Below are 11,782 nucleotides of genomic sequence, written 5' to 3'. Positions count from 1 at the left end.
TTCCTCACTGCATGAACAACCAGTACATCGCGATCACGCCGCAAGCGGCCGCCATCCCGCCCACCGCGTGGCGGGCCAAGCGCGCCCACTGAGCGCTCAGCGAGCCTTTGCGCGCAAGAATCGAAACGGTCCGTCGCGAATCCGCCCACGCGGCGATCAGGCGGCTCTCATTGCGCTGATCGGCCACCGCCTCGCGAATGTATTCGCGATAGTCGCTGAGAATCTTGCGCAGCTCGGCTTCGGGCAAGCGCTCCATGGTCAGCTGCAATTGTTGAATGCATGCATCGTGTTTCATGTTTCTCTCCCAAGTCCGGTCAAAAACACCACTCCTCACACCGCGTTGCCGCCCAAGCCCCTGCCCGCCACCAAATCGATCTGATAACGGACGTAACGCACCAGCCCGCGCCAGGTCAGCCGCGTCAGCCATACGCAGAACACCAGCCCCAATCCGCCAACCAATAACAGCACCAGACCGCTGACCGCCGCCGACCCCTGCAGCGACAAGCCCGGAATGCCGTCGATCTCGATATGGTCCTTGCCGTCCTTCAGCGACAGCCGGTTATCCTTGATCACCAGCGAGCTCTCGCCGTCGTTCAACACCAGATCGCCGGCTTCTCCGGCTTCGCCGACGGCGGCGGAGGCCTGCGCCGAGATCATCCGCCAACGCAGCGAACGGCCATCCCCATCCTGCGCCAGCACCATGCTGTCGCCTCCGTCCGAAACCAGCGTCAGCGCGCTCAGCTGGCCGCGCTCCAGGCTGACGGAGCGTTCGCTCTCGTGTTTGATCGTTTGCCGCGCCGCCGGATTGCTGGCGTCCACTTTCAACTCGCCGCCGTCGTAGCTGACCCTGACCGGCTCTCCGCTACGCAACTTCAGGCTGGCGGTTTCATCCTCCTCCAGCGTCAGCAACAGCCTCCCCTGCTTCAGGCTCACGCCGTGGACCGGCTCCCCATCGGCTTGAAGCTTGAACTCGATCTTGCCGTTCTCGGGCGACAGGCTGGGCTCCAGTTCCGGCCAGCCGAACAGGCTGTTGCCGCCCCAGGCCGCCACCAGCGCCACGCCGGCGATCAACAGGCTGCCGGACACCATATAGCCTATGGACAGGCATAGCAGGTAGATCATGAAGGGCAGCGCCAGGAAGAAGTTCAGCACGCCCAGGCCGGCGACCGAAGCCACCACCCTCATCAAATTGCCGAAGGAACGATGGCTTTCCCATTGGCGGTAATGCGCCTGCGCCTTCAGTTCCTTGGCCAGCTTCTGCGGGCTGCCCAGGGCGGCGACCACCTCGTCCTCGTCGCGGCCGGCTTCTTGCGCGTCGCTGAAGTACTCTTGGTAGTCGGCGACGATTTCACGGATTTCCTCGGCCGGCATCCCCGCCAGGGCCTGTTCCAATTGCGCTAAAAACGCTTTGCGGTTCATGCTTGTTGTTCTCCCGGCTGGCCGGCCGCCGGCAGGCGGCTCAGCACGCTGTCCACTTCGCTGACGAATTCCTGCCACTCGCGCCGCATCAATTCCAACTCCCGTTTGCCCGCCTCGGTCAGCGTGTAATATTTACGCGACGGCCCGGACGCCGACTCCACCAGATAGGTGCTGACCCAGGATTCGTTCTGCAGCCTGCGCATCAACGGATAGATCGTCCCTTCGCTGATTTCCATCGTGCGCGACAAAGTGCTGACCAATTCGTAGGCATAGCTGTCGGACTGGGCCAATACCGCCAATACGCACATGTCCAGGGTCCCCTTCTTCAACTGGGTTTTCATCTTGCCTTCCTTGAAACGGCCCGGTTCTTTCCACCCAACTACCTTGCATTGCAAGATAGTTAGACGGACCAAGGCATCAATCTGCTTGTGATTGCACTATACAAACCACTACCTTGTACCGCAAGGTATCTTTCATTACCCAATGACAAATCACTGTCACTGCGGCTTTCTCGCAACAAATCAGAATGTCATTACTGACACCATATTGCGTTGCAAAATACGCCTTGGCATCCATAATTCAACAGCAACAATGACATTGAACTAAGTCATACTCCCAACCGGTTGCAACAACCGGCCACTCTCTCGACGAGGACTCCGATGGCAAAAGCAAACAGGCCCAGCATCGCGCTGGTCTTGGGCGGCGGCGCGCCCAACGCAACCTTGATGGCCGGCGCGCTGGTCGCGCTGATGGAGGCCGGCGTCGAATTCGACATCATCTCCACCTCCGGCGCCGGCGCCATCGTCGGTCTCTTGTACGCGGCGCCGCACAAGGGCTCGCCGCTGGACAATTTGCGCCGGCTGGCCGATCTCGGCGTATCCGATCCGATCTACCGGCTGCTGCCGATCAACTACAAGGTGTTCAACAAACCCGGCCCGGCCGCCGACCTGTGGCGCAGCTGGCAAAGCCAGAACCCCCTGTTGCAGAGCATTCAACAACAGGCCGATCAAGGGCCTTGGCAGCGTCTGCTGGCCGACTGGACATCGCTGCTGCTGGCCACGCTCTGCCCCAGCGATCTGGGCCCCAACAGCCAAGGCCTGTGCGCGCACGTGCCCTTCATCGAGGAGATCGTGGATTTCGACCGCCTCAAGACCATTGCGCCGCAGTTCTACCTGAACGCCTACAACATCAGCCGCGGCGAGATGCGCTGCTGGGACAAGAGCGAGATCGGTCACGAACACTTCCTGGCCGCGCTGTCCTTTCCCTTCATCTACCCGCCGTATCCGCTGGCCGACGGCGATTACATCGAAGGCGCGGCCATAGACACGCTGAACTTCAAGCAATTGTTCCGCGATCATCCGCACATCGACTACACCCTGGTGTTCGACGTGCTGGGCAGCGACCGGCTCCTGCATCCGCCGCGCGGCCTTTACGACGCCTGGGTGCAATCCATCATCACCCCGCTGACCGAAATCGCGCGCGACGACCTGAAGCTGTTCGAAGCCTTGCACAATAAGGACGAGCAAGGCCGGCCGCGCACCGAGGTACTGAAGATCCAGTTCGATCAGCTGATTGACCCGCAACGCCGCGCGGAGGAGCTGGACTGGTCGCACTCCAATCTGTCCCAGCTCTACCAGATCGGCTATCAAGCCGGGCAGGACCTCCTCCGCCAGCACCGCGGCAAGCTGCTGGGCTAGACGCCGCCAATAAAAAAGGGCTGCCTGACGGCAGCCCTTGACGCTTGGCTAAGCAAAAACGGCATCAATACCAGCTGATGCCGGCCTGCTCGGTGGAGATCACCGTGCCCGCCTCGCCCTTGACGATTTTCTCGATATCTTCCAGCGCGCCGATCACGGCCTTCTTGCCGGTCAGACGGGCAAACTCGCAAGCCGCCTCCACTTTCGGGCCCATCGAGCCGGCGGCGAAACCCAGTTTGTCCATCTCGTCCGGATGCGCCTGCTTGATCGCCTTGGCTTCCGGCGTGCCCCAACCGATGAACACGCTCTTCACGTCGGTGGCGATCACGAAGTAATCGGCGTCGATTTCACGCGCCAGCAAGGCGGAGGCCAGATCCTTGTCGATCACCGCTTCCACGCCCACCAGCTTGTCGCCCTCGTACATGGTGGGGATGCCGCCGCCGCCGGCGGCGATCACCACCACGCCTTTTTCGATCAGCCACTTGATCGGGCGCATTTCGAAGATGCGCTTCGGTTTCGGGCTGGGCACCACGCGGCGGAAGTATTCGCCGTCGGCCTTCACCGTCCAGCCTTTTTCCGCGGCCAGCTTGTCCGCCTCTTCCTTGCTGTAAACCGGGCCGACGAATTTGGTCGGATTCTTGAAGGCCGGGTCCTTGGCGTCCACTTCGGTCTGGGTCAGGATGGTGGCGATCGGTACTTCGAAGGGCAGCACATTGCCCAGTTCCTGCTCAACCATGTAGCCGATCATGCCTTCGGTCTGCGCGCCCAGCACGTCCAGCGGATAGGGCGTCACTTTTTCGTCCACGTGGCGGGCGTAGGCGTCGTTCTGCAGGCCCAGCAGGCCCACTTGCGGCCCGTTGCCGTGGCACATCACCAGGTTGTGGCCCAGCCGGGTCACGCCGGCCAGTTGTTCGGCGGCCACTTTGACGTTGGCACGCTGGTTGTCGGCGGTCATGGCCTCGCCGCGACGTTGCAGGGCATTGCCGCCCAGAGCTACGACGACTCGCATATTCTATTCCTCGCTATTGCCGCGCCCGCCGTCTGCGACGGCGAGCCGCGTGCTTGATGTGAAACCGGCCAAGGTTCCCGGTCAGGGAAGCCTTGGCCGGCAAAGTGCAGCTAGGGATGCCTAGGGCCGGATCAATCGCCCAGCGTGGCCACCAGAATGGCTTTGATGGTGTGCATGCGGTTTTCGGCCTGTTCGAAAGCGATGCAAGCTTCGGACTCGAACACGTCCTCGGTCACTTCGATGCCGTTGGCCAGGTCCGGATATTGCGCGGCGATTTCCTTGCCCACCTTGGTTTCGCTGTTGTGGTAGGCCGGCAGGCAGTGCATGAACTTCACTTGCAGGTTCTCGGCGGCGGCCATCAGCGCGGCGTTCACTTGGTAAGGCTTCAGCAGCTTGATGCGTTCGGCCCAGACTTCGGCCGGCTCGCCCATGGATACCCATACGTCGGTGTGGATGAAGTCGGTGCCCTTGACCGCCGCTTTGGCGTCCTCGGTCAGCGTGATGCGTGCACCGGTCTTGGCGGCGATTTCGCGGCACTGAGCCACCAGTTCGTCGGTCGGCCACAGGTGCTTGGGCGCGCCGATGCGCACGTCCATGCCCAGTTTGGCGCCGATCACCAGCAGGGAGTTGCCCATATTGTTGCGGGCGTCGCCCAGATAGGTGTAGCTGATCTGGGAGATGGGCTTGTCGCTGTTTTCCCACATGGTCAGCACGTCGGCCAGCATCTGGGTCGGATGCCATTCATCGGTCAGGCCGTTGTAAACCGGCACGCCGGCGAACTTGGCCAGCTCGGTTTCCACCATGTGCTGGTCGAAGCCGCGGTATTCGATCGCGTCATACATGCGGCCCAACACGCGAGCGGTGTCCTTCATCGATTCCTTGATGCCGATTTGCGAACCGGACGGCCCAAGGTAAGTCACGTTGGCGCCCTGGTCGTAGCAAGCCACTTCAAACGCGCAGCGGGTGCGGGTGGAGGTTTTTTCAAAGATCAGGGCGATATTCTTGCCCTTCAGGTGCTGCTGTTCGGTGCCGGTGTACTTGGCGCGCTTCAGGTCGCGGGCCAGGTCGAGCATGTAGCGGATTTCGCGCGGGGTGAAGTCCAGCATGCGGAGGAAGTTACGGTTGCGCAGATTGAAAGCCATGATATTGCTCCTGATTAGAGTCTGGGCAAGCCGGCCGTCGTTTCCGGGGAAACCGGCGGTCAACCTGTCTTTTTGCACATGAATCTTGGGTTTTCCTCCCGGCCGCGCCTGCGGCCGGGACACTACAGCTGAATTACAGTTTCACTTCGTCGCGAGTGATCGGGCAGGTCATGCAGTGACCGCCGCCGCGGCCGCGGCCCAGCTCGGAAGCCGGAATCTCGATCACTTCCACGCCATGCTCGCGCATCAGGCGGTTGGTGTAGGTGTTGCGGTCGTAGGCCACCACCACGCGGCGATCCAGCGCCACCACGTTGTTGCCGTCGTCCCACTGTTCGCGTTCGCGCTGGTAGGCGTCGCCGCCGGTCTGGATCACGCGGATTTCCTTGAGACCTAGCGCCTGGCGCACCACTTCCACCAGGTGCACGCCTTCGTGGCGTTCGAAGCGGATTTCGCCTTCGCGGTCGCCAACGTACATGCTGGTGCAAGTGATGTCGTCCACCACGTCCGGGAACAGCGACAAGAGATCGATGTCGAGGAAGCTGAACACGGTATCCAGGTGCATCGCCGCACGGGACTTAGGCATCTGGCAAGCGATTACGCGAGTGGCGCCGCCTTCCTTGCCCAGCACGCGCTTGGCCACTTGCACCACCGCCTGCGGGCTGGTGCGCTCGCCCATGCCGATCAGGACCACGCCGTTGCCGATAGGCATTACGTCGCCGCCTTCCAGCGTGGCCGGGCCGTGTTCCTGGTCGCAATCGCCCCACCATACTTTCACCTTGCCGGCGAACATCGGGTGGAATTTGTAGATGGATTGCAGGATCAGGGTTTCCTGACGACGCGCCGGCCAGTACATCGGGTTCAGCGTCACGCCTTCATAAATCCAGCAAGACGGGTCGCGCTGGAACAGGCTGTTCGGCACCGGCGGCAGCACGAATTCGGATTGGTCCAGGTAGCCGCCGAACAGGCCTTTCGGGTCGAACGGCAGTTCGAATTTGGCGATGCCGCCCACCAGATGCTCGGCCAGTTGCGAAGACGGCATTTCGTCCAGCCAGCTGCGCAGATCGCGCAACATGCCGATACCTACGTTGTCGGCCTTGACCTTGCGGTCCAGGATCCAGGCACGGGAAGCTTTGTCGTCCAAGACCTTGGCCAGCGCGTCGTGCACCTCCACCACTTCGATGCCGCGGGAGCGCATTTGCTCAACCATGTAAGCATGGTCTTTCTGTGCGCGTTCCACCCAGATCACGTCATCGAACAACAGGCCGTGGCAGTTGTCCGGGGTCAGGCGCTTATGCGCCAGGCCGGGACGGCACACCATCACAGTTCGCAACTTGCCGCACTCGGAATGAACACCAAACTTGGTCATGACAAACTCCTTAATGATATTGGGGGAGCTGGTGGAGGCCCGTGGATCTCGCGCGCCTCCGGTAATCTTCTTACAAGGTTCCGGCTTAGAGCGTCAGCGCTCCGGTAGCCAGTTCGTAGGCGGCGAACAAGCCCGCCACTACAATCAGTGCAGCCAGTACCGCCTCGGCGCCGGTGAACGCTTTCTCGCCGCGTTCCTTGCGAGCCCACAGGTAGAACAGCAGGCCCGGGGCGTACAGCACCATGGACAGGAACAGATACTTCAGACCGGCGGCGTAGATCAGCCAGACACCGTAGACCGAGGCGACGGCGGCGATGCTGAACTCTTTGCCGCTGGATTCGCCCTGGGCGTAGCCCTCGCCGCGCTTGGCCACCAGCAAGGCGTAGCCGGAGCACAACAGGTAAGGAATCAGAATCATCGAGGTGGCCAGCGACAGCAGCGCCAGGTAACCCGCGGAACTGAACAGCGTGATGATCAGGAACAGTTGGATCAGGCCGTTGGTCAGCCACAGCGAGGCGGCCGGGGAGCCATTGGCGTTGGTGGTGCCGAACACTTTGGGCATCACGCCGTCTTTGCCCGCCAGGTAGGGCGCTTCGGAAGCCAGCAGCGTCCAGGCCAGCAGCGCGCCGCCCACCGAGATCACCAGACCGGCGTTCATCAGATTGGCGCCCCAGGGGCCGATGGCTTTTTCCAGCACATAAGCGGTGGACGGGTTCTTCAGCGCGGCCAGTTCGGTTTGCGACATCACGCCCAGCGACAGCACCGATACCGCAACCAGCAGGGCGATAGTCAGCAGGAAGCCGATCACGGTGGCCTTGCCCACTTCTTTCATGTTTTCCGCACGGCTGGAGAACATCGACGCGCCTTCGATGCCGATGAACACCCATACCGTCACCAACATGGTGCTCTTGACTTGATCGACGACCGAGCCGAGTTTGGCCGAGCCCCAGAAGTCCAGATTAAAGGTATCCACTTTGAAGGCGAAAATGACCAGCAGGATGAACAGCGCCAGCGGCACCAGTTTGGCCACGGTGGTGATGGTGTTGATGAAGGCCGCGCCGTGCACGCCGCGCAACACCAGGAAGTGCAAGGCCCACAACAGAATGGATGCGCAGACGATGGCGGTGGTGGTATTGCCTTCGCCGAACACCGGGAACCAGAAGGCCAGCGCCGAGAACATCACCACAAAGTAGGATACGTTGCCGATCCAGGCCGAAATCCAGTAACCCCAGGCCGAGTTGAAGCCCATATAGTTGCCGAAACCCGCCTTGGCGTAGCCGTAGACGCCGCCCTCCACTTCCGGTTTGCGATTGGCCAGCATCTGAAAGGCGAATGCCAGAGTCAACATCCCGAAGAAGGTAATCACCCAACCGATCAAGATGGCGCCGGCTCCGGCGCCCGCCGCCATGTTCTGCGGTAGCGAGAAGATGCCGCCGCCGATCATGGAGCCCACCACCAGAGCGGTCAGCGCGCCAAGCTTGAGCTTGGGAGCGCCGCCGCCTTGGGTTTCAGTTTCCGTAGACATTTTCGTTCTCCGTGAGAGTACATTAACCTGCAAATCTGTTGTTATATAATTAAATTCTTATCATCTGAGACAATGGTATACCCCGGATTTAGTGATCGCCAGAACAGTCGAACATCCGTTTGACCTGCGTCAAATAGCGTCCTCCCGCTCCATTCGCCCCATCCCGACATTAGAACAAAAGCTTTATAGAAGCCCCAGACACAATTAGCAGAACTAACAATTGTGCTGCGCACAAAACATTTAATTGATTTTGTATTTAATTTTTATTAAAAATAAAACGCAATATCAGATTGTCTGAACGCGTCCAATAGAGAAGAGCCGCAAACGGCCAAAAGAGACGGGACAAAGAAGCAATGAGATAAAGATGGAGAGAGGAGACGGAGAATAAGGCAGGCGGCCACGGCAATTGCGGGCAAAAAAAAGTGGATGCGGCCCACCACCGCATCCACCAACACACACATCAAGAGGATAAACACATCCTGTTTGCCCAGGCGCTCACTCCGGTTTTTTCACGTTCTTGAAAATCGCCACCAGAGCGCCCAGCACCACCAAGGTGGTCACCACAATGGTCACCAAGCTTAAAATGCCGACATCGTCGGAAAGAAGAAGAGTCAGAAGTTCCATCGCCACTCCTTTTCCGGGGCCACGCCCCATATAGGTTTCTTGATCCTCATCTTAGCCAGTTGGGCGGCCCGTCCATTGACGCAAATCAAATGGCATGACCCCCAAGTTTGATGCAAGACAAATAAAAAGCCCCTGGCTCGCGCCAAGGGCTCATTTCCTAAAAATCAGCAACTTATATCATTACAGTTGTGCGTCAGGCGATACAGTTCGAATCAGTTCAGCTGAAAAAATCGGCTTACGTCATCCCTGTCTCGCCGGCGTGTTCACTTGCTGCCGCCCATGTCCTTGGACAGGAAGAAGGCGTCGGAGAAGAACTCGTCTTCCGGCAAGCCGCGCTCGCGGGTGAAGCTGCCGTGCGCGGCCTCCACCATCAGCGGCGCGCCGCAGGCGTAAACCTGATAGCCGGACAGATCGTCGAAATCCTCCAGCACCGCCTGGTGAACAAAACCGGTGCGGCCCGCCCACTCGTCGCCCGGCAGCGCGTCGGACAGCACGGGGATGAAGGTGATGTTGGGATGCTGCGCCTGCCAGGCGCCGGCCAGATCCGCCATGTAAAGATCCGCCTTGGTGCGCGCGCCCCAGTAGAACACCATCTCGCGCTGGATGCCGCTATGAATCGCGTGCTCGATGATGCCCTTGACCGGCGCGAAGCCGGTGCCGCTGGCCACGAAGAGAATGGGCTTGTCGGAGTCCTCGCGCAGGAAGAAAGAGCCCAGCGGGCCTTTGAAGCGCATGATCTCGCGCTCCTTCATCTGACTGAACACATACTCGGAAAAAGAGCCGCCCGGCTGATTGCGGATATGCAGTTCCAGGAAAGCGTCGTCATGAGGCGCGTTGGCGATGGAGAAACTGCGCTTCTTGCCGTCCTTCATCAGGATGTCGATGTATTGGCCTGCCTTGAACTGCAAGCGCTCGGACACCGGCAGCTTGAGCTTGAGCACCGCCACGTCGTGGATTTTTTCGATTTTCTCTACGCGGCACGGCAAGGTCTTGATCTGGATGTCGCCGGCGCCGGCCACTTCGCGCGCCTCGATGGCGATGTCGCCCTTGGGGCGGGAGCAACAGAACAGCGCCATGCCCTGGGCGCGTTCGGCCTCGGTCAAGGCCTTTTCCTGGAAACCGTCCTGGCTCACTTCGCCTTCCACCACCTTGCCTTTGCAGGCGCCGCACGCGCCGTCGCGGCAGCCGTAAGGCAGGCCCACGCCCTGGCGCAACGCCGCTTCCAATACGGTTTCATGCGGCTCGACGCCAAATGTATGCCCGCTGGGGAGCACTTTCACCTGCGCTGTCATCTGTTTCCTCTACTCAATATCTGGCTAAAATGCGCATCATGCGAACCTTAATGATCATCGGCGCCGGCGATGTCGCGCGCCGCGCCCTGCCGGAACTGACCCGCCGCTGGCGGGTGCTGGCGCTGTGCCGTTCCAACGCTAGCGCGGAAGCGCTGCGCCGCCAGGGCGTCACGCCCATCCTGGGCGATCTGGACGCCCCCCGCGCTTTGCGCCGTTTGGCCGGCCTGGCCGACGATCTGCTGCTGACCGCTCCCCCCAGGAAATCGGCCGCAAGGACTTGCGCATGCGCAAGTTGTTGTCTGCGTTGGCAAAAGGTTGCAGGATACCACAGCGTCTAGTCTATATCAGCACCAGCGGCGTGTACGGCAATGCCGACGGGGCTTTGCTGGACGAAGGCGCCCGCCTCCGCCCGCACAATGACCGCGCCTGGCGCCGCCTGGACGCGGAAACCTGCTTGCGCGGCTTCGCCGCCGCCCACGGCTGCCAGTTGACGGTGCTGCGCGCGCCGGGCATCTACGCCGACGACCGCCTGCCGCTGAGCCGCTTCGCCTCGCAAACGCCGCTGATCCGGCCGGAGGAGGACAGCTGGAGCAATCACATCCACGCCGACGACCTCGCCGCCGCCTGCGTGGCCGCCTTGCTGCAATGCCGCGGCGGTCCGCGCGTATTCAACGCCAGCGACGATCAGCCGCTGCCGATCAGCGAATGGTATCGCCGGCTGGCCGCCGCGCTGGACCTGACCTTGCCGCCCCTGTTGCCGCGGGAGGAGGTCCGCGCCCGGGTCTCCGCTGGTCTATGGTCTTATATGATGGAGTCCAGACGGCTTAGCAACCGGCGCTTGCGCCGGGAATTGCTGCCGGCTCCCCGCTGGCCCGACACCGCCGACTACCTGGCGGCGCTGGCCCAAGCGCCGGAGCGCATCGCCGCCGCGCTCGCTTCGGCGGCCAAGATTCGGTAACATCGCGGTTTTTTTGAGTTTTTAAGCAGGCTTCTCTATGGAAAATCCGGCATTTCAACGCGCCATCCGCAGCTTCGTGCTGCGCCAAGGCCATCTGTCTCCCGGCCAGCAACGCGCGATGGACGAAGGCATGCCGCGCTGGGGCATCGAATACCGCCCCGAGCGCATCGATCTGGAGCAGGCCTTCGGCCGCGCCGCGCCCAAGATCCTGGAAATCGGCTTCGGCATGGGCGGCGCCACCGCCGAAATCGCCGCCGCCAATCCGGCTCAGGACTACCTGGGCGTGGAAGTGCATTCGCCCGGCGTCGGCAATCTGTGCAAGCTGATCGCGGAAAAGGAATTGAGCAATCTGCGTATCATCCGCCACGACGCGGTGGAAGTGCTGGACCACATGCTGGCCGACGGTAGCCTGGACGGCGTGCATATTTTCTTCCCCGACCCCTGGCACAAGAAGCGCCACAACAAGCGCCGCCTGATTCAGGCCCCGCTGGTGGAGAAGCTGGTCGCCAAGCTCAAGCCGGGCGGCTATCTGCACGCCGCCACCGACTGGGAAGACTACGCGCTGCAGATCATGGAGGTGTTCAGCGGCCAGCCTCAGCTGGTCAACACCGCCGACGGCTACGCGCCGCGCCCGGACTACCGCCCGCTGACCAAGTTCGAAGCCCGCGGCATCAAGCTGGGCCACGGCGTGTGGGACGTGATTTTCCGCCGGCGCTGATGTCCGCCCGGACCCGCCGCCAGCGGCGGGTC

At 61.4% G+C, this 11,782-nt stretch carries 13 protein-coding genes; 4 read left to right on the top strand and 9 right to left on the bottom strand.

Features of this window, described 5'->3' with window-relative positions; all coding sequences use genetic code 11:
* Positions 1-4: 4 nt before the first annotated feature.
* Genes HQN78_RS23310 through HQN78_RS23300 form a run of 3 tightly spaced genes read right to left on the bottom strand, consistent with a single transcriptional unit; the run spans position 5 to position 1,760 of the window.
* On the bottom strand, positions 5-295 hold the full coding sequence (locus HQN78_RS23310; RefSeq protein WP_146176709.1) for a hypothetical protein: 291 nt from the start codon (positions 293-295) through the stop codon (positions 5-7).
* A gap of 35 nt (positions 296-330) precedes the next feature.
* On the bottom strand, positions 331-1,419 hold the full coding sequence (locus HQN78_RS23305; RefSeq protein WP_235086650.1) for a DUF1700 domain-containing protein: 1,089 nt from the start codon (positions 1,417-1,419) through the stop codon (positions 331-333).
* On the bottom strand, positions 1,416-1,760 hold the full coding sequence (locus HQN78_RS23300; RefSeq protein WP_107800540.1) for a PadR family transcriptional regulator: 345 nt from the start codon (positions 1,758-1,760) through the stop codon (positions 1,416-1,418). The genes HQN78_RS23305 and HQN78_RS23300 overlap by 4 nt, the downstream gene beginning before the upstream one ends.
* Before the next feature lie 318 nt (positions 1,761-2,078).
* Here HQN78_RS23300 and HQN78_RS23295 point away from each other — a divergent pair, with 318 nt between their 5' ends.
* On the top strand, positions 2,079-3,116 hold the full coding sequence (locus HQN78_RS23295; protein WP_235086648.1) for a patatin-like phospholipase family protein: 1,038 nt from the start codon (positions 2,079-2,081) through the stop codon (positions 3,114-3,116).
* Between the two features lie 64 nt (positions 3,117-3,180).
* On the opposite strand, the gene arcC is transcribed toward HQN78_RS23295, so the two are convergent.
* The 6 genes from arcC to HQN78_RS23265 form a co-directional block, all read right to left on the bottom strand.
* On the bottom strand, positions 3,181-4,125 hold the full coding sequence (gene arcC, locus HQN78_RS23290) for a carbamate kinase (protein WP_107800542.1): 945 nt from the start codon (positions 4,123-4,125) through the stop codon (positions 3,181-3,183).
* Positions 4,126-4,256: 131 nt separating this feature from the next.
* Positions 4,257-5,267: an ornithine carbamoyltransferase gene (locus tag HQN78_RS23285; RefSeq protein ID WP_048409588.1), complete on the bottom strand. Its 1,011-nt coding sequence runs from the start codon at positions 5,265-5,267 to the stop codon at positions 4,257-4,259.
* Positions 5,268-5,400: 133 nt separating this feature from the next.
* Positions 5,401-6,633 carry an arginine deiminase gene (locus HQN78_RS23280; protein WP_043637845.1) on the bottom strand — a complete coding sequence of 411 codons (1,233 nt, stop codon included), beginning with the start codon at positions 6,631-6,633 and terminating at the stop codon, positions 5,401-5,403.
* A gap of 85 nt (positions 6,634-6,718) precedes the next feature.
* Positions 6,719-8,158 (bottom strand): arginine-ornithine antiporter, encoded by a 1,440-nt coding sequence (arcD, locus tag HQN78_RS23275; RefSeq protein WP_107800543.1) that lies wholly within the window; start codon positions 8,156-8,158, stop codon positions 6,719-6,721.
* Positions 8,159-8,653: 495 nt separating this feature from the next.
* Complete coding sequence (locus HQN78_RS23270; protein ID WP_019103856.1) at positions 8,654-8,782, bottom strand: DUF3149 domain-containing protein; 129 nt, start codon at positions 8,780-8,782, stop codon at positions 8,654-8,656.
* A 263-nt stretch (positions 8,783-9,045) separates the two neighbouring features.
* Positions 9,046-10,074, bottom strand: coding sequence for a CDP-6-deoxy-delta-3,4-glucoseen reductase (locus tag HQN78_RS23265; protein WP_235086645.1), 1,029 nt, complete (start codon positions 10,072-10,074; stop codon positions 9,046-9,048).
* Positions 10,075-10,112: 38 nt separating this feature from the next.
* Here HQN78_RS23265 and HQN78_RS23260 point away from each other — a divergent pair, with 38 nt between their 5' ends.
* The 3 genes from HQN78_RS23260 to trmB are packed head-to-tail and all read left to right on the top strand — an operon-like array spanning position 10,113 to position 11,750.
* On the top strand, positions 10,113-10,412 hold the full coding sequence (locus HQN78_RS23260) for an NAD-binding protein (protein ID WP_235086643.1): 300 nt from the start codon (positions 10,113-10,115) through the stop codon (positions 10,410-10,412).
* Positions 10,358-11,032 (top strand): NAD-dependent epimerase/dehydratase family protein, encoded by a 675-nt coding sequence (locus HQN78_RS23255; RefSeq protein WP_235086640.1) that lies wholly within the window; start codon positions 10,358-10,360, stop codon positions 11,030-11,032. The genes HQN78_RS23260 and HQN78_RS23255 overlap by 55 nt, the downstream gene beginning before the upstream one ends.
* A gap of 37 nt (positions 11,033-11,069) precedes the next feature.
* Positions 11,070-11,750: a tRNA (guanosine(46)-N7)-methyltransferase TrmB gene (trmB, locus tag HQN78_RS23250; protein WP_107800545.1), complete on the top strand. Its 681-nt coding sequence runs from the start codon at positions 11,070-11,072 to the stop codon at positions 11,748-11,750.
* The last annotated feature ends 32 nt before the right edge of the window (positions 11,751-11,782 follow it).

The organism is Chromobacterium sp. Beijing, from assembly GCF_021496765.1.
Classification (GTDB): Bacteria; Pseudomonadota; Gammaproteobacteria; order Burkholderiales; family Chromobacteriaceae; genus Chromobacterium.
Note: the sequence above shows the minus strand (reverse complement) of the source record. Positions and strands in the feature narration are given on the sequence as shown.